The following is a 20,988-nucleotide window of genomic DNA, read 5'->3' as shown; positions in this document are numbered from 1 at the left end:
GCAAAGAAGGAAGACCCAGATGGCAAGAGGCCGCACAGCAGAATCTCCTGATCACATCCCTGCCAAAGGCTGGAAGGATGTCGCGTTCCGCGTCAAGGACGAGATCGCGAACGATCGGATAGGGTTGGTTGCTGCCGGTGTGGCGTTTTACGGCCTTCTGGCGTTATTTCCGGCCATCACCGCTGTCATCGCCATCAGCGGTTTGCTGGTCGAACCCAGCCAGATTGTCGAGCAAATGCAGTCTTTCTCCGGTCTGATGCCGGAAGAGGTTATGACAATTATTACCGATCAGGCGACCGCAGTTGCCGGATCACGAGACGGAGGTCTCGGGCTGGCTGCGGTCATCGGCATACTGGTCGCGGTCTATTCGGCGTCCAAAGGGATGGCCAGCCTGATCGAGGGGTTGAATGTCGTCTACGACGAAAATGAATCCCGCGGCTTTATCAAATTGAAACTGGTTACAATCGGCCTGACACTCCTGCTGATTGCCGGCCTGATTATCGGGCTCGGAGTTACACTATCAGTCCCTGCAATTCTGGCTTTTGCCAATCTGGGGACGCTGTCCTCGGTCTTCGCAACAGTACTGCCGTGGCTGGTACTTGTGGCAATGACGATGTTCGGACTGGCCGCGCTGTACCACTTTGCTCCTTCAAGGGACCGCCCGGAATGGCAATGGGCCTCTCCCGGAGCCATTATCGGCTGTATCATGTGGATCGCCGCCTCCATCGGCTTTGCTTTTTACGTGGGGAACTTCGGGTCTTACAATGAAAGTTTTGGCACCTTGGCCGGTGCAATCGTTTTGCTGATGTGGTTCTGGATTTCCGCCTACATCGTTCTGGTTGGCGCGGAGGTGAACGCAGAGCTGGAGGCGCAAACCCGCAAGGACACAACGGTCGGGCAGGATGAACCGATGGGGGAGCGCGACGCTGTAAAAGCGGACAATCTGGGCGAGGCAGCGGGGAAGTGAACAACATAGTCCCCAACCGCCACTGCGCGTTTTTTCTAACGGCGAGTCTGGCGTGATGACAAACACCCCACCGGAAATGCCTCCTTCACCCCAAGAAAAATTATCGTCGCACCTTGTCGGGTTGCGGGTACCTGTTTTTGGCATCTTTCTTATTTTGCTGTTGCAGGCCCTTGTCTGGGCCAGCGACTTTTTAATTCCCGTCACCACGGCATTTCTCGGCTATCTGATCCTGAACCGCCCCCGCCGCTGGCTGGAGCGCAGCGGGGTTCCGCCTTTCCTGTCGGCAACGCTGTTTGTGACCGTGCTATCTGTCGTGATCAGCATGTTTCTCGTTCAGATCAGTTCCCCGACAGCCCAGTTCATAGAAGATCTGCCGTGGCTGATCGAACAGATGAAGGCCCAGCTTTCAAATTCCGGCGGTACGCTGGAAGCGATCAAGGATGCAACGGTCGCGGCGGGTGAAATCATTGCGGATCAGGAACAGGAAACGGTTGAGGTAGAAGTGGTATCCGATCCCGGTATCGTCACCGCAATTTTCAGCATGGCACCAAGCTTTTTAAGCCGTATTCTATTCGCGCTGGTGCTGTTGTTCTTTCTGATCTCATCAGGCGACCTGTTTCTCGCAAAAACCATCGAGAGCATTGACGCTTTCGCAGAAAAGCGCCGTGCTGTTGAAGTCCTGCACGCTATCGAGGACCGGCTCGGCTATTACCTCGGGGGGATAACACTCATCAACATCGGGCTGGGCATTACAATCAGCATCGCGATGTATCTATGGGGGATGCCCAACGTGCTGGTCTTCGGATTTCTCGCCTTTGGTCTGAATTTCGTCCCCTTCCTGGGAGGTCTGATGGGGGCGGCGATTGCAGGTTCCGTAGCATTTGTCAGCCTTGAAAGCGCATGGACCGCACTCGGGGTGTTTGCAACCTATGCGACCCTGACCTCTATCGAAGGGCAACTGGTGACGCCCATGCTGATCTCGAAAAGGATGCGGTTAAACACGACAATCGTGTTCCTGACGGTCGCTTTCTTTGCCTGGATCTGGTCGGTAATGGGGATGGTCGTGGCCCTGCCCATTCTTATCGTGATCAAAATCGCCTGCGATGAATCCCGTTCCCTGCGGGTGATCGGCCGCTTTATCGGCGGAGCGGATGACGACCGCGCTGTGGCAGCCGCCCGTGAAGAGCGCACGGCCGGCTGACCCGGCAACATTGGTTGAATAGGGCATTCCAAGGTCGCCAAGTTACCCAAACGTCATACGCCATCCAGCGCGGATTGATTGGACTTTCAGGCCTGATACGGCTAGGTCCGTTTGGGTTAACAGACAGGGCAACCATGACAGATACGACCTATCCGAGCCAGTTCGTCTCCCACCGCCGCGCGGATACAGCCGTGCACCTGCTGGGGCTGGTATTGATTTTTGTCGCCGGCGGGCTGGTAATGATCAAATCTGCCGCGGTTCATCCGCTGACGGTTTTTCTTGCTGTCAGCGTCTATGTTTTGTGTGCGCTGGTGTCCAATGTGGCATCATGGACCTATCATTTTGCCCCGTGGCACGGGCACCGCGTTACCCTGCGCCGGTTGGATCATGCCGCGATCTATCCCAGCATTGCCGGAACATTCACACCGTTTTTCGTACTCGCCAATACCGGCTGGACCCTTTCCCTTCTGGTGATCTGCTGGGGCCTGACCTTTGTCGCAATTTATAAAAAGCTGACAGATGTGGCTGTGCAATCCAAATGGTCGACGGCTTCTTACCTCGGGCTTGGCGCTATCGGGCTGCTGGCCCTGCCCGATATGCAGCACATGCCGCTGGTGACACTCTGGTGTATTATCGCAGGTGCGGGCGCCTATGTGATCGGCACCGTCTTCTACACGCGCCGGTCCATGCCTTTCCGTTATGCGATCTGGCATCTTTGGGTGAATATCGGCGGCATTTTCATGTTTGCCGGAATCTGGAACGCGCTGTTTATGTGATTGCGGCTGTCAGACAGCGCTACACCAGATCGCTGGTGGAAATACCCCGTTTGCTGGCACTGGCCCGAACCGCTTCCTGAATGGCAGGACTGCGGTCAAGAAGGCGGCGAAAGCGCATTTCATCGAGCACCAGCAACGTTGAAGGGGCAATGGCCCGCACTTCGGTGCGACGTGCCTTATTCGTCAGGATCGCCATCTGGCCAAACATTTCACCACGCCCCAAGCGCCATGTCTGCCCCGCCGTTTCCATTTCCGCAGCGCCGGAGGCAATAAAGAACACGCTTCGCGCCGGAGTATCCCTGCGCATGATAATTTCACCGGCATTGGCGTATTGGGTCTGAAGCGCACGGGCAAGCCGCTTGAGAGCAGTCTCGTCAAGATCCACGAACAGGGGGAACTGACGCACTAGTTCGATCCGTTGGAAGGCAACATCAAGTCGGGGGCGGTCTTCGGCAGCGGCCCGACGTGTCGCTGTCTGCTCCATCAGCTTGGTAAACACCTCGGCACCGATCAAACCGTCCTCGCGCATGGCAGTGTATTCCCGCTCCTCCAGCCGTAGCGCAGTGCGACGGATAAAACGGCGCTCCAGTTCTTCCGCATAGCCCGGATACTGCAACCGCAATCCATCCAGTGCCGTTTCAACCACTTCAATCCTGCGGGACAGTAATTCCGCCAGCAGATCCGACAGACGCCGGCCGTGAATACGCCGGATGCGCCCTCCGATAAAAGCGTCCAGATCGCGCAGGACCAAGCGTTGTGACAAAAGCAGTTCGAACCGGTCCGCCGTCATTCCGGCCAAGGGACCCGAGATGCCCAAACGGTTGTGCAACAACCCTGCGATCCGGAACCCGCGCCCGTAGGACACACTCCGCCGTGCGGCCCTTTGATAGCCGCTGCGGCCACCACTGCGCGCGCCCTCGATCAGGCGGTCCGCATCCGACAGCACCTGCTCGGCCATCCGCGCCGAAATGGTGCGTTCGCGCACACGGTCAAGGATCGTGTCACGTTCGTGGCCAGCCAGCGCGATCAGGCCCAGCGTCACCCGGTCCCGTTCCAAAATATCCGCATTGTCTTCGGCCTGTTTCACAGCCTCTTCCAACCGGTCTCCGAACCGCTTGGCTTCGGAGCGCACGATCTCATGGGTCAGGTCGTAGTTTTCGGTGGTGCGTGACAAATCCTCCCGCACGGTTTGCAACGCAACCGCCACCACCTGACGGGACAGTGCCTCGTCAATCGGGGACAGGTTTTCCAGCCCCAGCCAGCGGATCACCCTGCGCAGGGTTGTCCCCTGCACCAGCAGCGTAAATAGCGTGAAACCCGTGGCCAGAATGCCAACGACCCGCTGGATGTCGTTGGGTACGCGGAAACTCTCTGTTACCGCCAGTGCCAGCGCCAGTGTCACCGCTCCCCGCAACCCCCCCCACAGGATAGCCGTACGGTAGGGGCGCTCGACTTTGGGGGACAGACGGAATTTATGAAGTATCGGCATCAGGACAAACAGGATCACGGCACGCGCCGTGATCGCTGCAAGGATCACCACACCGATCAACAGGAAATCATGCAACCGGACATCTGTAAGGAAACGGGGGATCAGGAATGCCGCCAGAATAAAGATCAGCGCACCGGCCCAATGGGCCAACACATCCCAAAGTTCGCGCAGGCTGATCCAGGTCTGGGGCAGCAACCGCCCCGGTCCTGCAAGGTTCAAGGTCAGCCCCGCTGCGACCACCGCAATCACACCCGAAGCCCCGATGCTTTGTTCTGCCCCGATGTAAACCAGATAGGGCAACGCCACCGAGATCGAGACCTGCGCCAGCTCGAACTGCGGGAAGGCTGCCATTAACCATATTGCAATGCGCGCGACGATCCAGCCGACCAGCACACCACCCGCAATCAGAAGCGGGAAGCGACCCAACGCATCTGCCAGAGTCGGGTCTGGCACACCAAGCATGACAAACCCCATGAACAGACCAAACAATGCGATGGCAGCCGCGTCGTTCAACAGGCTTTCACCCTCGATGATCCGCGCAACACGGCGCGGCGCGGAAATAGAGCGGAAGATCGACACCACAGCCGATGGATCCGTCGTGGAGACAATCGCTCCGATCAGCAAACAGGCCGCCAGCGGCAATGTGCTAGCCCAGGAAAGCGCATACCCGACAAACAGGGTCGCCACTACAACAGCCACCACTGCCAGAACGAGAATCGGCACCCAGTCATCCAGCATCCGCCGCAGATTCATACCCAGCGTCGCCTGAAACAGCAGGGTCGGCAAAAAGACGTACAGGAACACATTGGACCGGATAGGAAAGCCCAGAATCACCTCTGCCACCGGATTAAGAGCGTCTGTCAGATCCGTCTGCATAAAGAAGATCGCGGTCACGCTGATCAGAATACCAATCACCGCAAGAAGCGCGCTATACGGCATCCGCAACCGCGCAGCCAGAGGCTCTGCGACGCCGATTACAACAAACAGCGTCGCAACAATCGTAGTGATTAAAACTATGTCCATATTATTGAAATACCACAGCAAACATCTGGTGCACTGCTAAAATAGAGCGTCGTTGAAAAGAATTAGCGAAACCTTGCCCATTCAGACCGCAGGGGATGAAGCCCCGCAATAAAGAGACGGATTTATAAAGGTGCGCGGCGGTCAGAATGCAATAATTTTTATAATAATATCCTTCTTTCGATTGTCGCCACCCGCCATTCGAAAATGTTGGCAGTAGGGCAGTCTTCCCAGCGAAAACCGTCCGGATGAGAGCCCCTTCTAAGGCAAACGGTCATCCGAAAGGAATCCTTAAGATACATCATCCTATACTTTTGGGACTATGGTTTGCCCGCAGCATAGCGCGTAAATCCTGATGGTCAGATCAACAACCTTTGAATTTATTTGCATGCCTATGATAACCCATACTAACGACCGCGCCCGCAAAGCGGCCATTACGCCCCGTGCAGCCTGCATGCGCAGTTCTGCACACTGTTTCGCACGCCTGTTTGTCCGGTATTCCGTCCTGCTGCTTTTGGCAGTGCTGTTTGCGTTGGTCAAATCCGGCGGGGTTTGGGCGCAGCAGCTTATCCTGAACCCGACCGGCGCGCCAACAGTTGTGGGTAACGGGATCGGCAAGCGCGGTGTCTGGCGGAATGTGGGTACGGTGAATGGCGCCTCTGTAGATATCGTCGGCATCATGACCCTTGCAACGCGCGACCACCGTTTCGGAACCGGCAACGGCCAGATCATGATTACATCGGTCGGACAGGATCCCCATTTTGCGGATTTCCATATCTACGAAGCCGGAACCTACAATATCTTTTCCAACTCCGGCGGCGTTCCCGTGGTTGCCGATGTGGACATCCAGATTAACGACATCGACGGCCCTGTAAACGAACAGGTATATGTCAATCTTTGCGACGGTTCCGTCGAATACGTGCGCGTAGACCGTAACGCCACCACCTATCGCGGATATATCGAAGGGCCGGATGCCAACCTGGGCACAGAGGTATTTTACCTTGCCGGTGATCAGAACTATGCAAACCAGCCGGTCTCCGGTCTGGAAATCTCCTACCCCCAAACCTCAACCTTCAGCTTCGGGCGCACGGCAAATAACGGTTTCCTCGTACTGCTGGCAAACCCGACCTACGATGTTTCAGACACATACGAATTGAAATGCGGTGACTTCAAAGCACCGGTTTTGCAGGACGATATCAAAGAACAGGTCCTTGGCGAGCCTGTCACGGTGAACATTCTGTTCAATGACTCTGTGGCGACAGAGAACGACAACGCGCCAGCTAATAACTCCCAGCAACCCAGCGAATACGCGATGCAGGCCATCGACCTTATTCCTCCAACCGGCGCTTTGAATATTGTCACAGACAGCGCAGGCCACCGCGTGGGTTTTGATGTAATCGGTGAAGGCACGTGGAGCTACGATGACGTCACCGGTGAACTTACCTTCACCCCTTTTGTGGCATTTTTTGCCGCGCCGACCCCGATAGATTATCGTTTTCAGTCGCCAATCATCCTGCCAAGCGAGCCACAAGCCTATTCCGCTCCGGCGCGGGTCTCGATTGATGTCGGATCCGTGGGTCTTTTGAAACTGGCCCAACTTGTTGATACCAACCTCAACGGATATGCCGATCCGGGTGAAACGATTGCCTATGTGTTTACCGCAGAAAATTTCGGCAATGTGGATTTGACCAATGTCCAACTCGCCGAGACCCAATTCAGTGGCGCAGGCATCCCTCCTGTAATTACCTTTCAGGCCGCGACTTCCCTGTCTCCCGAAGGGACACTTCTTGTAGGTGAAAAAGCTGTCTATACAGCAACTTACACTCTTGTTCCGGAAGATCTGGACACCACGATCTCCAATCAGGCCGAGGTCACGGCGCAGACACCCAGCGGGACAACAGTGTCCGACCTTTCGGACTCCGAAAACCCGTCGGACGGCGATGGTGTGGCACGAAACGGTCCCGGGGAAGGGCGCGACGATCCAACCACCATCTATGCCGGTTCCGGCCCGGACCGTGGCGATGCACCGATCACCTATGGCGACCCGCAACACGCCGACACTTCGGCGTACTGGATTGGCGCGCTCAACGGTGATGGCGACGGCTCTGCGCAGCACTCCGCAGATGGCACAGGCGATGATCTGGATGGAAAAGACGACGAAAGCGAAGAAAATTTTCCTCAGCTTTATGGTGATTTGACCCGCACGGTTACGATACCTGTTAATGAGCCCGTACCCGGATCAGGTTATTTGCAGGCCTTTATCGATTTCGGCGGGGATGGCACCTTTCTGTCCCTTGGCGATCAGGTCGCAACAGATATTCAGGACGGAGGCCCTCAGGATCTTGACGGCACAGCAAACGGAGAGATCAGCTTTGCAATTTCGGTCCCTGCGACTGCTGTGCTGACTCCGACATTTGCACGGCTCCGCTGGTCAAGCGTTGCCGGTCTGACAGCGATATCACCCGCTACCGACGGCGAGGTCGAAGATTATGGCATCACCATCAAGACACCGCCGGAAGCCGACCGCGGCGATGCACCAGCCAGCTATGGTGATCCTCAACACATCGTAGAAGGACCGGCGGCACCGGAAATATACCTTGGAACAATTGCGCCGGATGTGGATGTGATCGCACAGAACACTGCAACGGCTTCCGGCGATGATCTGGACGGCAACGATGATGAAGACGGCGTCGTCTTACCGACCCTTTATCTGGGCGGACTGGCCGAGATTACGGTAACCGTAAACGATGTAGGAAGCCCGCCCCAGAAATCCGCCTACCTGCAAGCCTTCATCGATTTTGACGGCGACGGTACATTCCTGCAGGCGGGGGAGCAGGTTGCCACCAATCTTCAGGATGGTGATCCTTTGGATAAGGACGGTGCATCAGACGGCTCTATCCGGTTTGAAGTTGCGGTGCCTGCCGGTGCCACAACCCTGCCGACATTCGCCCGCTTCCGCTGGTCAACGGACGCAACCGGACAGGCCATCGCCTTCAACGGTGAGGTTGAAGATTACCCCCTTACTATTTCCGGCGATCCGCCCCCTTTCCTGTGTGATGGCAGCATCTACCGTTATGATGATGACAGGGTCGTGCGCCGGCTTACCTTCACAGCCAGCGGCTCAAGCTATGCCATCGGATTTCAGGACATTGGAACCGCCCCGCGAAATCTGAATGCAAACTGGGGATACAACGCTCTTGACGGGTATATGTATGCCGTGCGCCCCGGCCGCAGCGATCTTTACCGGCTGGACGGTGCGGGTAACTTTGTCGATCTCACCAACCTGCCCGGCGGAACGGCCGACGGATCCGGAGCGGGTGACATTATGCCAAACGGCACGATGGTCTATGTGGCGAACGGAAACACCTGGCAATTGATCAGCCTTGTGGACGCAAGCAATCCTGTCAATCTGGGCGTGCTCAACCTCAGCCAAAGCGTGGATACCAGAGATATTGCCTACAACCCCGTGGACGGACTGTTTTACGGCATCAACCAGTCTTCGGGGCGGGCTTTCAAGGTCGATCCGAACGGCGGGGTCGCCGGTCTTGCAACGGTTACAGAGTTTGGCCCTGCCATATACGGCGGTATTTTCGGTTCGGTCTGGTTTGACCAAGACGGACGCTTTTACGTTTACAGTAATACCACCAACAATCTTTACCTCACGAACACCACCACCGGAGAGGCACAGCTGATTGCGAACAGCACTGTCGATGAAGCAGGGGACAGCGATGGCATGTCCTGCCGCGGTCCGGCTCCTATCCCATTTGGCGCCATTTCGGGTAACGTATATGACGATACCAATGCTTCCGACGTAAAAGACAACGGGGAAACCAACCTTGGTGCGGGAATCGCCATTTCTGTTTACGCGGACTCCGGTACACCTGCCGACACCAGTGACGATCTGTTTCTGATCACCACCGATACAGAGGCAGACGGCACTTATGCGGTTGCAGACCTGTTGATAAATACCAACTACCGCGTTGAATTAGACGAAGCCGACCCGGATCTGGGCGGTGGAAAAACCATCGGCACATCCAACCCGCGGCTCGGGGTCGAAGTCACCGCGGGAGAGACCACTACAGATCAGGATTTCGGCTTTGATGCAGCAGCAAGCGATCTGGAACTGACAAAATACGCCGCTCTGACAGGCACAACCACGCCGGTCACGAATGTTTCCGAGGGTGACGTCATTGACTGGATCATCACAATCACCAACGTCAGCGGAGGCTCTCCCTCCGGTGTCAAAGTGATTGATCTGATCCCCAGCGGCTTTGCCTATGTTTCCGATAGCGCCCCATCAACCGGTGACACCTATGATCCCGATACAGGCCTGTGGTTTGTCGATGAAATTCTGGCCGGCGCGAGTGAAACGCTCGTCATCACCACAACAGTGCTGGACAGCGGCGAACTGACAAATACCGCTGAAATTATCTACAGCTCCTTGCCCGATCCCGACAGTGATCCGTCTACCGGACCGCTTACAGATGACCTGTTCGACCAGATCGCAGACGATGACGAAGCGTCCTATACCGTCAATCTGATAACAAACGACAGGGTCTTTTCGGGGCGTATTTTCAGCGACAACGGGGAATCCGGCGGTACGGCCCATGATGCGGAAATCAATGGCGGGGAGGTCGGCCTGTCCTCGGCCCTTCTGGAAATCGTCGACAACACCGGCACCGTCATCGCAACGCCAGATGTGGCCTCTGGCGGAACATGGACCTACGCCTTGCCTTCTTCTTACACGGGCGAGCTCACCATTCGTGCAATCCCCGCGAATGGCTACCGCGCCATCTCTGAGGCAACGAACGCCCTGCCGGGCCTCTCCAATCCCGATCCGCACGACGGCTCTTTCACATTCACGCCTGATCCGTCCGGAAATCTGGTTAATCTGGACATCGGGCTGCTGGAACTTCCGATCCTCACCGAAGATCGGGTCAGCACAGTCGGACAAGGGCAAATCGTGGCCTTGCCACATCTCTACACCGCGACGTCAGATGGAAGTGTGACGTTCTCTCTTGCAGACAGCACTTCCGCTCCGACAGGTGCCTTCAGTGCGGCGCTCTATCACGATGCCAGTTGCACCGGTGCGCCGGGCGTGCCTGTGACAGGGCCCCTTTCTGTCAGCGCGGGTGAAACCATATGCATCCAGTCCCGTATCTCTGCGGGTGCAGGCGCTGGCACAGGCAGCAGGTTTACCTATAAAATTATCGCGAAAACCACCTTTACCGGCACAACCGCAGTAAGCAGCGCCAGCAATACAGATCAGGTGACAGTCACAGCTGAAAGCGGGCAGGTCCATTTGACCAAAACGGTCGAAAACGAAACCGCCGGAACCGCCGAGGCCACCTCCAACATGGGCGGTGCAAACGATGTGCTGCTTTACCGGATCTACCTTGAAAACACAGATACAACCCCCGTAACCAACGTAAAGGTATACGACAGGACGCCTCCGTACACGGCCCTGTCCGAACCGATTGCCGATCCGCAGATCCTGTCCCCCAACCTGAGCTGCAATCTGGCCAAACCGGTCACGAACACTGCAAACTACTCGGGTCTGGTTGAATGGAACTGCTCCGGTAATTTCTTACCCGGCGAGGTCGGCGCGCTGCAATTCCGCGTAGCGATCACCCCGTGACCGCAGGGTCTGATCTATGACCGTCTACTCAAAGGTTAAAATTAAAACGAAGCTGTTCAAAAACATGGCAATTGCGGAAAAGACCCGCCTATTGCCTTCATTAGAAAACTTACTCGTTTCAGATGGAAGCGGGCGGTGGAACTGTGGAGCAAATACACCGCACTTAGTAACTGCCTCTTTTTGAAACGATTGAATATGGAACTGTATCAGCATCTTCAAAAGCTGCCAAAAGTCGAACTTCACCTGCATCTGGAGGGCGCTATCCGTCCCCAAACAGCGGTAGAACTCGCGCGGAAGAACGGCGTATCCCTACCTCATAGTGATCGTCCTGATGATTTGTATGATTACAACACACTTGATGCGTTTCTGGACGTCTACGACGCGATTTCCAAAACCATCGTACAGGTCGATGACTTCCGGCGCATAACTTATGAAATGCTGCAATCTGCCTCTCGGAGCGGTGCGCGCCACGTCGAGTTTTTCATCAGCCCTCACGCGCATGAAGGCGTTCCCTTTGCCCGACAGTTTGAAGGTATCCGCCTTGGCATCAAAGACGCCCAAGTCGATTTTGGCGTAACTTCGTTAATCATTCCGGGCATGAATCGCGAACTCGGGCCGGAGCGGGGAGAAGCCTATCTGGATGAAATCCTTGCAAACCGTGGTGATGATGTCGTCGGGCTTGGGCTTGATTATTTCGAAGCGCCCTACCCGCCCGAGCCTTTTGCAAAAGTCTTTGCACGCGCCCGCGAAAGCGGGTTGAAGCTGTCAGCCCATTGTGGCGAAGCCGGTCCGGCTTCTTATGTTCGCGGGTGTTACGAGGCTTTAAAAGTGGACCGTTTGGACCACGGGTATAATGTGGTCGACGATCCTGCCCTCATGGCCGAATTACGCGATGCCGGTATTCTGTTCACCTGCTGCCCGTCAACCACACGGTTTACCACACCGCACCGCGATCTGGGCAGTCCGTCCCATCCGATCAGGGTGATGAAACAGGCAGGACTTGCCGTGTCGATCCATTCTGACGATCCGCCGATGTTCAACACAGACCTGAATGGGGAATATGTGATTGCTATAGAACAGATGCAGTTCTCGCCTGCGGACATAAAGACCGCAGTGCTCGCAACCATAGATCATGCGTGGGTTGATGAAACCACCAAAAGAAACTGGCGTCAGGACTGGATGCCTGAAATAGACGCCGTCATCGACGCCTTGTAAACCGCCGTTATCCTTCTGATTTCTGAAGGCGGTTTATCCCGTCCGTCCACACACCGGCGATATTGGGTTTGGACACTGTATAAAGGAGTTTCTCCAATAACAGATCGTTGGGCGCTTCGGTTTTATCCTCTGGCCAGATCCGCACCGTCCCCGCAGGTTCCAAAGTGTTTATCGCAATTGCATCGAATTTCATGCCCTGCACAAATGCGCCAACGGGCAGTCCCAGCGCCGCGCCTCCGCCTCGCGTTGCGATGTAAAACGCCTCGCGAAAATCAATACGTTTATCGCCGCAACCCCGGGTTTCCACCGGCTTTGCTGCGTCCACCCCGCTTTCGCGAATGCGCGAGGCGCTGATGCCCATGCGCGCGGTTTCCCACATAGAGGCTGTCGGGCCGCCTGACACATCAGAACCAAAACCAACTTTGAGCCCCCGCTCCAAAGCCTTCCGAAGCGGAAAGACCGCGCCCGAGAAATAAACGTTAGACAGGGGGCAATGGGCCACAGCAGCGCCATTCTGCGCCATGAGATCAAGATCGCTATCAGACAGATGGGTGCCATGCGCAAAAACCGCATTGTCCCGTAGCAAACCGAACCGCTCGAATGCCTGCGCGTCCGAACAACCGCAGCGATCTTTGACATATCCGTGCTGCCAGTCACTTTCCGAGATGTGGCTTTGAATATGCGCACCGGTTTCGGCTGCAAGTTTTCCCAAACCTTCAAGGCAGGCATCCGTGCAAGACGGGACAAACCTCGGCGTGATAACCGGAAACACCATACCGTTATTGTCCGGCAGCCCGTTAATATGATTAATCACTGCGCGTGTACCCTCCACGGCATCCTGCGCCGTGGAATCGCGGTAATCCAGCGGACACTGCGCCGGATCATCCATTGCGACCTTACCAACAAGCGCCCGTTGTCCCTTTGCCAGACAGATCTCGGCCAGTCTTTGGGTTGCCGGAACGTGGATGGTTGCAAAGTGCAGGGCCGTGGTAGTGCCAAGGGCCAGCATATCGTCAATCAGCGCAGAATAGACTTCCCCAGCATAATCCAGATCGGCAAAACGCGCTTCGAGCGGGAAAGTATAGGATTGCAGCCAATCCTCAAGCGGGACATCCAGAGCGGTTCCAAGTTGGGCATATTGCGGCGCATGTACGTGCAGATCCACCAGCCCCGGGATCAGAAGCCACCCTTCCGGCAAGGCGATTGCATCTTGGGGATCTCCATCCGGATCGACGGACAGAATTCTTCCCTCCTCGTCCAAAGTTAGGATTGCGTTGCGAAACTCTTCGAGCACGCCGAGTTCGGGCGCATGAAATCCGGAAAACAGGAGCTTGCACCCCCGCAGATCACCAAGGGCCTGCACCCCTGCAATTGTTGCTGCTGTCATATAACTTTAGACCTGTTGGAACTGTTGCGTGCCAAGCGCTGGGCCGAGCGATGTACCATAGAAGCAGCCCTTTTCCTTCAACCACCGGCGATAAGCGATAGAGGAGGCATCCGCCCTTGTGGGCGTTTCGCTTCGGGGTTCGATCGGCAAAAGGACCGGACGCTGGTTTTCAAGAATAATCCGGTCCTGAAGGAAAATAACCTGCTGAAAGGCAATCAATTCGGCGTCCGTGCTAACATCATCCAGCAAGAACATGACCGGATGGGCACGGCTGAGACCCGGCTCCACCGGCTGCACAAACAAAGCGATAACATCCCAACGGGTCTTCGAAATCGGGCAGGTTTTGTAAAGCACCACAGTATAAGGCGTTGTGATCCGGTAAATGTAATCCGTGCGCAACGGCTCAGTCGACAGTTTCGCCGCGCGGGGCTGGGTAAAAACACAGTCGGTTGCCCAGACTTCATCCACTTCGCGCCGGATCTCACATTTGTATTTTTCCACTTCCGGATGTTCTTCGGACCCCAAAATATCCGTGTGAACAAACGGGAAATGAGCCATGTCGAGAAAATTCTCCACCACCCGCGGCGCAGAGGATTGCACCTTCACCGCGCCACAAGGCACGTAACGGCGATCCGGTTCTTCGGCTTCGGGGATATCCGGCACGTCCTTGTTAGGCGCACCAAGTGTCGTCCACAGATACCCGTAACGCTGGCGTACAGGCAGTGTGCGGACACCCGTGTCTTCAGACGCCTGCACCGTGGGCTCTGGTCCTGCGGAAATGGAAAGATCCACCCCCAACAGCCGCGTCCGCACACCGGAAACGGGAATCTCCGCAACATTCTGAATGCAATACCATTGATCCAGCGTGGCTTGGTCCAGTGATTTGGTCATCGGCTGCTCCTTAGGCATAAATCCGATCCATCGTTTCGCTATGATCGCGCAATGCAGCGTCAATATCCAGACGGGTAAAACTGCCTCGTTCAACCAAAGGCACACCGTTGACGAAAGAATAGTCCACGTTAAAGGGGCCACACATCACCAGCGCCGCAAGCGGGTCGCGTTGCGTGCCTGCCATACCAAGTTGGGTACGCTTCACTGCGATCAGATCCGCTGATTTTCCGGCTGCAATCTGACCGATGTCATCGCGTCCCAGCAAATGGGCGCCGCCCCGTGTCGCCATCCAGAGCGCCTCGCGAACAGACAATGCGGTTGGAGTTCCCCCGAAGCCGCCACGCCCCCCCGGTGCTTCGGAAAGATAACGGTCCGGTGCGACACGCTGTAGGAACTGCGCGAAGCGCACCTCGGAAAACATGTTGGAGGTGTCATTGGACGCAGACCCGTCCACCCCCAGCCCCACGACAACACCGGCATCCAGCATCTCGCGCGTGCGCATAATCCCAAGCCCGCAGCGCATATGGGCGGAGGGGCAAAACGTTGCACCGGTTCCGGTTTCTGCAAAGGCCCTGATTTCAGCATCATTGAGGAATATTGAATGGGCGAACCAGACATCCGGCCCCAGCCAGTCGCAGCTTTCGGCATAGGCGACGGAACGCATGCCGTAGGTTTCAATACAATATTCTTCTTCGGAGAGAACTTCGGCGATATGGGAATGAAGGCGTACACCATCATGGGATCGTGCCAGCGCAGCAGCGTCTTTCATTAGCCCTTGCGTAACCGAAAATGCCGAACAGGGCGCAAGCACTATGCGCGTCATCGCATGGTCCGACATATCGTGATAGGTGCCGATCAAACGCTCTGCGTCTTGCAGAATATCATCTTCTTCTTCCACACAGCTATCGGGTGGCAGGCCGCCTTTGCTTTCCCCACGGCTCATCGCGCCGCGGGCTGCGTGGAACCGCAGACCCATCTCCTGTGCGACACGGATCGGCGTGTCGAGCGTGCAATCATTGGGCATGATATACTGGTGATCCGAACTGGTTGTGCAGCCGGACATGATGAGTTCCGCCATCGCCATACGGGAAGCTGTGGCCATTGCGCGATCGTCAAGCCTCGCCCAGATCGGGTAGAGCGTTTTGAGCCAGACGAACAATTCATCGTCTTGCACCATAACACGGGTCAGGTTCTGGTAGAAATGGTGATGGGTGTTCACCATACCCGGCATGACCACATGATCGGACATATCCAGCACACGGTCCGCGCTCTGCTCTGCATTTTCGGGGCAATCGGCCATTGGCCCGCACGCCGCAATGACATTGTCGCGGATCAGGACAAAACCGTCCGAAATCTCGGTGCCTGCATCCCTCAGGACGCCGTCGAATTGGGCTAAATGCGAAATATGTTTCAGCAGGATCGTCGTCATCTTTGGTCTCTGAAATAGGGGGCTGTTATGCCATCAGGGGCAGCCATCAGGCGGCGCATTCTTTGCCATGTGACCACAGGCAGGATCATCAGCGCCATTGTCCCGAGATAGGGCAACATGGACAGTATAGAGGCCGCGACAGGCCAGTTGCGTGCCTGCCCGACAAAGCCGAGTCCGGTGACAAATCCGAACAACAAACCAGCCAGTACTGCGTTGATCGGCCGGAACCCTGCGAAAATCACTAGAGCGACTGCGATCCAGCCCCGCCCCGCGACCACTCCCTCCGACCAGCTTGGCACAAAGGTCAGTGTCAGGTAGCCCCCGGCCCCTGACGCAAGAGCAGCGCCCAGAGAAGTATACCAGAAACGCATCTTCATCACCGGAATGCCGGCGGCGTCTGCAGCGGCCGGATTTTCCCCGACAGCCCGCATGTTCAAACCGTGCCGCGTATAAAACATCATGTAATGCAGCGCCAAAGGCAAAATAAGAAAGATTACATAGATCAGGATGTTATGGCTAAACAACGCCCGTCCGAAGAAGGGCAGATCGGACAGGACCGGTATGTGAAGGGGGGAAAACGTTTCGGGCACTGGCGTGCCGGAAAACGGTTTGCCGATCGTCGCCGCCATACCCGTTCCGATATAAGTAAGAGCAAGACCGCAGAGGATTTGGTTGGCGCGCACAACAACTGTGGCCGTTGCGAACACCATACCCGAGAGCAACCCTACAAGCAGGGCAACACCAAGGCCAAGCCACGGCGACCCCGTGCTCACCACAGTCACGACGGCAGACATCGCCCCCAAGGCAATGAGCCCTTCAACACCAAGGTTAACAACGCCGACCCGTTCTGCGAGCACTTCACCGAGCGCGGCAAGGGCAAGAACACCACCAGCCAGAAACGCGGTTTGTATGAGACCTGCAAGAATATCCATGTCAGCCGTCCTTCGCTTTGGTGCGCAAAATTTTGTAATGGGCCGCTTCGTCCCCGATAGCCGCATAGAGAAGGATCAGGCCGGTCACGGCCAGAACAGTATGGGTCGTCAGACCCTGTGACTGGAGCACGATCCCGCCATTGAGCAAGACCGCCATGAAAAACGCCGTAGCCAGAACGCCGATAGGGGCAGCCCGCGCAAGAACCGCAACCATGATGCCGATGTATCCGTAGTTGTTGGAAATGCCGCCCTGCAACCGCCCCACAGTGCCCGCCACTTCCATCATACCACCCAGCCCTGCCAGCGCGCCGGACAGCAGCATGATCCCGATCAGTTGGGTGCGCACCGGCATACCCGCATAGCGTGCGGCACCCGGATTGGCCCCTGCGATCCGCACCTCATAGCCCCAACGGGTGTATGTCACGAACAGGGACAATGCGATCGCGATGAGTATTGCGATTGGAAGACCCCAATGCACGATGCCCCAAAAGGCCGGCACCGAAACCGGCAAACGGGATGTCGTCGCCAGCGCCATGCCCGACGGATCAAGCCACGGTCCGGTCGCGAGCCAATAGACCAGCAGCATTGCGACAAAGTTCATCAATAGCGTGGTAATCAGCTCTGAAACGTCCGCGTAAGCCCGCGCCAGTGTCGGAACCAGAATCCAGAGCGCGCCGCCAATCATGCCGGCCACCCCCATCAGAGGCAGGATAACCCAGACCGGCCCGGATACGAACAGCGCAACGCCGGTGGCACAGAGCGCGCCAAAATTGAACTGCCCTTCAGCCCCGATGTTCCACGCCCCGATGCGCAGAGCCACCGCAACCGACAAGCCGCAATAGATCAGCGGAGAAAACAAAAGCGACAGATCTTCCAGCCCGAAGGAACTGCCAAAGGTCGAGGATATTACCTTCGCGCCCAGCGCCAGCGGATTGTGCCCCGAACCCCATAAAACCAGCGCGGCCGTCAGGATAGCCAGAACGACAGACAGCACGCGCAATGCAAAAGCCACGCGGGGCGGCGCCAGAGGCATACGTTGCAGACGCATCGAAGTCATGGCAGATCCTCCTGACGTGTGCCGCCCATCATCAGGCCGATTGTTTCGGCGTCTGCTTTGTCTGTCGGGCAGGTTCCCATTATTTCTCCGTGGAACATGACAGCAATCCGGTCCGAAAAACTCAGCAACTCTTCCAACTCCTCTGAGATAAGAACCACCGCTACACCGCTGTCGCGCAGTTCCAGAAAATAGCGCATCATCGTGTTGATAGCGCCCACATCCAGACCACGGGACGGATAGGCAGCGATCAGGATTCGCTCCGCAATACGCATCTCCCGACGTGCCACCAGCCGTTGCTGGTTGCCACCCGACAGGTTCCGCGCTGGCATGTTGAAATCGGGCACCATCACTTCGGCGATACTTGCAATCTCCCGCGCGAGATTGGCTGCTCCCCTTGGAGAGAACCATCCCTTGCGGGACAGGGGCGGCGCCCCGTATTCACGCAAAACCGCGTTGTCGGTGATCGAAAGCGTTGGGGCCATACCGGAATGCAGCCGGTCTTCGGGGATATGCCCGATGCCTTTTTGCGCAAGCGCACGGGCACCAGCGCGTGTGACGTCTTCACCATCCAATACAATCTTGCCGGAACTGGGCTGCGACAGGCCGGAAATGACATATGTCAGTTCCCGTTGGCCATTACCGGCGACCCCTGCAATGCCCAGAATTTCCCCCGGATAAAGGTCGAAGGAAATATTCTTCAGAACCGTGTCCTGCTCTCCCTTGAGGCTGACGTCTGACAGGCTGAGAACAGGAGCAGCTTTTACGCGAATTGCCGATTTCTTGTGGGTCTCGGTCAGCACAATCTCCCGCCCGACCATCAATTGCGCAAGGCTTTTCTCTGTACAGTCCTTTGTCCACTCTGTGGCGACTTTTTCGCCATTGCGCAAAACAGTGATGCGGTCGGAAATTTCGAGCACTTCTTCAAGTTTATGGGAAATAAAAATCACCGCGTTCCCCCGCGCGGTGAAGGCGCGCAAGGCGGTGAACAATTCTCTCGCTTCCTGCGGTGTCAGAACGGCTGTCGGTTCATCAAGGATCAACAATTTGGCATCGCGGGCCAGCACGCGCAGGATTTCGACCCTTTGCTGTTCTCCGGTAGACAGGTCCGCAACCACTGCCTTGGGATTAACGGCAAGCCCCAAATCCGTTGCAAGTTGGGCTGTGCGGGTTTCCAGACTGTTACGCGATATGCGCTTTGGGGTTTCAGGCCATCCCAAATGGATGTTTTCAGCGACAGTAAAGGCCCGCACCAGTTTAAAATGCTGGTGCACCATGCCGATACCGGCCTCAATCGCATCGGTAGGTGACGAAAAATCCCGCCTGCGACCATCCACAATCAATTCACCTGCATCCATCTTGTAGATGCCGGTAACAATATTCATCAGCGTGGATTTCCCCGCGCCGTTTTCCCCGAGAAGGGCGTGAATTTCGCCCGGATACACGTCAAGATCAACTGACTCATTGGCGATAACACCAGGGAAGTACTTGCTCACGCTTTTCAGCGAAAGAATTGGTGGCGTCCCGGGCGTTAGCCCGAGACGCTGCTGAACGGATGCACTGTCTCGCATGGTTCCTAGCTGTCCAGTCCGGAAACACCCTCGATGGACCAGTTCCAGTGATAAAGCTCCTGCTCGCTCATGGTTGCACCTTTGGCGACTTTCACGTTGCCTTTGGTATCCTTGAGCTCGCCTACGAACGGATTGAAAGACCCGTCCAGAATAGAGGCTTTGACAGCATCGGCTTTGGCAGCAACCTCGGCAGGTACGCTTTCGCCCCAGGCATCCACATCGACACCGTTTCCGAAGGGCAGAAGATCCTGTGTTGGCGTCCATTCACCGGCCAGACGGCGGCGGACTTGCTCTACGTAGAAGTCTTTGAAATCCACGATGATCGAGGAGATATAGGCGTTCGGACCATAGCGGCGCAGGTCGGTGTTCCACATTACTGCCTTGGCGCCGCGTTCTTCCGCAACTTGCAGATAGCCGGCCTCATCCATGATTCCGAACAACACATCGCAACCGTTATCGATCAGGGCCGTACCGGCCTGCGTTGCCGCCTGCGGGTCAAACCAGCTGTTGATTACAATCGCCTGCAACGTGGCTTCGGGGTTAACCGAACGCGCGCCCATCAGGAAGGCATTGGTTCCGGAATAAACCGAAGGCACCGGGAAAGAAGCAACATAGCCGAGTTTACCCGAAGGCGACATCGCACCAGCGGCAATACCAGCCACATAAGACGGATACCAGTGCGACAGATAGAAGGTCCCGAGATTTTCAAGCGGGCTTCGGCCGTCACATTCGTAAAAAGCAACGTCAGGGGCGCGATTGGCAACATCGTACAGGAAATCGCCATAGTTCGAGGTCGCGAAAACCATATTCGCGTCATCCGCGACGAACTGGCGGAAAATACGTGTGGCATCGGCGGAATATGGAATGCTTTCCACATAGGATGTGCGCAGTTTCGGGAAGGCGGCCTCAACCGCTTTCATGCCTTGGTCATGGGCCCAGGTCCAACCCTCGTCAGAGGTCGGGCCAGTGTGACCGAAAGCGATGTGAGCATCTTCTTCGGCGACAGGAGCAAGCGGGGTGGCGGCATGGGCGGGGCTGATCAAGCCCGTCTTGGGCAGCAGATACCCTGCGCCGGCTGCAACACCCATGTTCAGGAAGCCGCGGCGGGATAGGGACTTGGTGGAAATCATCGGGAGGAACCTCTTGTCTGTTGGAATATGTCCGCCCCGTTTTTCTGGTGCTCCGGGTGCGGACCGCGACTGAACGCGTTTGGATAGAATGCGCGACACAGGCCAGTTCTACCGGTGCCTTGCATCAACACCCGCTGCGGTAAAGGGCCGGACTGCCCATTCCCTCATTTGCGAGTGGTCCCACGTTTCCAAAACTAAACGATGCTGAATAGTGGTAAATTTTGCACCTTAATGTTGCGTTCATAACAACACTTGACGGCAGGGATTTTCCGCTCTCTTAGTGTGTCG

13 protein-coding genes are annotated in these 20,988 nt (G+C 56.4%); 5 read left to right on the top strand and 8 right to left on the bottom strand.

Annotated features, from left to right (window positions below):
- Positions 1 to 19: 19 nt before the first annotated feature.
- From C0U40_RS02045 to trhA, 3 genes are all read left to right on the top strand, one after another.
- Positions 20 to 967 carry a YihY/virulence factor BrkB family protein gene (locus tag C0U40_RS02045; protein ID WP_101654079.1) on the top strand — a complete coding sequence of 316 codons (948 nt, stop codon included), beginning with the start codon at positions 20 to 22 and terminating at the stop codon, positions 965 to 967.
- Positions 968 to 1,022: 55 nt separating this feature from the next.
- Positions 1,023 to 2,168 (top strand): AI-2E family transporter, encoded by a 1,146-nt coding sequence (locus tag C0U40_RS02040; protein ID WP_101654078.1) that lies wholly within the window; start codon positions 1,023 to 1,025, stop codon positions 2,166 to 2,168.
- A 134-nt stretch (positions 2,169 to 2,302) separates the two neighbouring features.
- Entirely contained in the window at positions 2,303 to 2,944 is a 642-nt protein-coding gene (gene trhA, locus C0U40_RS02035) for a PAQR family membrane homeostasis protein TrhA (protein ID WP_101654077.1), read from the top strand.
- A gap of 19 nt (positions 2,945 to 2,963) precedes the next feature.
- Here trhA and C0U40_RS02030 read toward each other — a convergent pair whose 3' ends face one another.
- Entirely contained in the window at positions 2,964 to 5,456 is a 2,493-nt protein-coding gene (locus C0U40_RS02030; protein WP_101654076.1) for a cation:proton antiporter, read from the bottom strand.
- 391 nt (positions 5,457 to 5,847) lie between these two features.
- Between C0U40_RS02030 and C0U40_RS02025 the strand changes: the two genes are divergently transcribed.
- Together C0U40_RS02025 and add are read left to right on the top strand one after the other, a co-directional pair.
- A complete protein-coding gene (locus C0U40_RS02025) occupies positions 5,848 to 11,091 on the top strand; it encodes a DUF11 domain-containing protein (RefSeq protein ID WP_180957592.1) in 5,244 nt (1,747 codons plus the stop codon).
- A gap of 195 nt (positions 11,092 to 11,286) precedes the next feature.
- Positions 11,287 to 12,306, top strand: a complete 1,020-nt coding sequence (gene add, locus C0U40_RS02020; protein ID WP_101654074.1) for an adenosine deaminase — start codon at positions 11,287 to 11,289, stop codon at positions 12,304 to 12,306.
- A gap of 7 nt (positions 12,307 to 12,313) precedes the next feature.
- Here add and C0U40_RS02015 read toward each other — a convergent pair whose 3' ends face one another.
- The 7 genes from C0U40_RS02015 to C0U40_RS01985 form a co-directional block, all read right to left on the bottom strand.
- On the bottom strand, positions 12,314 to 13,693 hold the full coding sequence (locus tag C0U40_RS02015; protein ID WP_101654073.1) for an amidohydrolase family protein: 1,380 nt from the start codon (positions 13,691 to 13,693) through the stop codon (positions 12,314 to 12,316).
- 6 nt (positions 13,694 to 13,699) lie between these two features.
- The gene (locus C0U40_RS02010; protein ID WP_101654072.1) at positions 13,700 to 14,584 is read right to left on the bottom strand and encodes an aromatic ring-hydroxylating dioxygenase subunit alpha; all 885 of its coding nucleotides are present in this window, start codon (positions 14,582 to 14,584) and stop codon (positions 13,700 to 13,702) included.
- Between the two features lie 10 nt (positions 14,585 to 14,594).
- A complete protein-coding gene (locus C0U40_RS02005; RefSeq protein WP_101654071.1) occupies positions 14,595 to 16,013 on the bottom strand; it encodes an 8-oxoguanine deaminase in 1,419 nt (472 codons plus the stop codon).
- Positions 16,010 to 16,945 (bottom strand): ABC transporter permease, encoded by a 936-nt coding sequence (locus tag C0U40_RS02000; RefSeq protein ID WP_101654070.1) that lies wholly within the window; start codon positions 16,943 to 16,945, stop codon positions 16,010 to 16,012. The genes C0U40_RS02005 and C0U40_RS02000 overlap by 4 nt, the downstream gene beginning before the upstream one ends.
- A 1-nt stretch (position 16,946) precedes the next feature.
- On the bottom strand, positions 16,947 to 18,002 hold the full coding sequence (locus C0U40_RS01995) for an ABC transporter permease (protein WP_101654069.1): 1,056 nt from the start codon (positions 18,000 to 18,002) through the stop codon (positions 16,947 to 16,949).
- Complete coding sequence (locus tag C0U40_RS01990) at positions 17,999 to 19,495, bottom strand: ABC transporter ATP-binding protein (RefSeq protein WP_286134736.1); 1,497 nt, start codon at positions 19,493 to 19,495, stop codon at positions 17,999 to 18,001. Before C0U40_RS01990 ends, C0U40_RS01995 begins: the two co-directional genes overlap by 4 nt.
- An 80-nt stretch (positions 19,496 to 19,575) precedes the next feature.
- Positions 19,576 to 20,700: a BMP family ABC transporter substrate-binding protein gene (locus C0U40_RS01985; protein ID WP_101654067.1), complete on the bottom strand. Its 1,125-nt coding sequence runs from the start codon at positions 20,698 to 20,700 to the stop codon at positions 19,576 to 19,578.
- Positions 20,701 to 20,988 lie beyond the last annotated feature (288 nt).

This window comes from Neptunicoccus cionae, assembly GCF_002860325.1.
Lineage (GTDB): Bacteria > Pseudomonadota > Alphaproteobacteria > Rhodobacterales > Rhodobacteraceae > Amylibacter > Amylibacter lutimaris.
The sequence above is the reverse complement of the archived record's forward strand: the minus strand, read 5'-3'. Positions and strand labels throughout refer to the sequence as shown.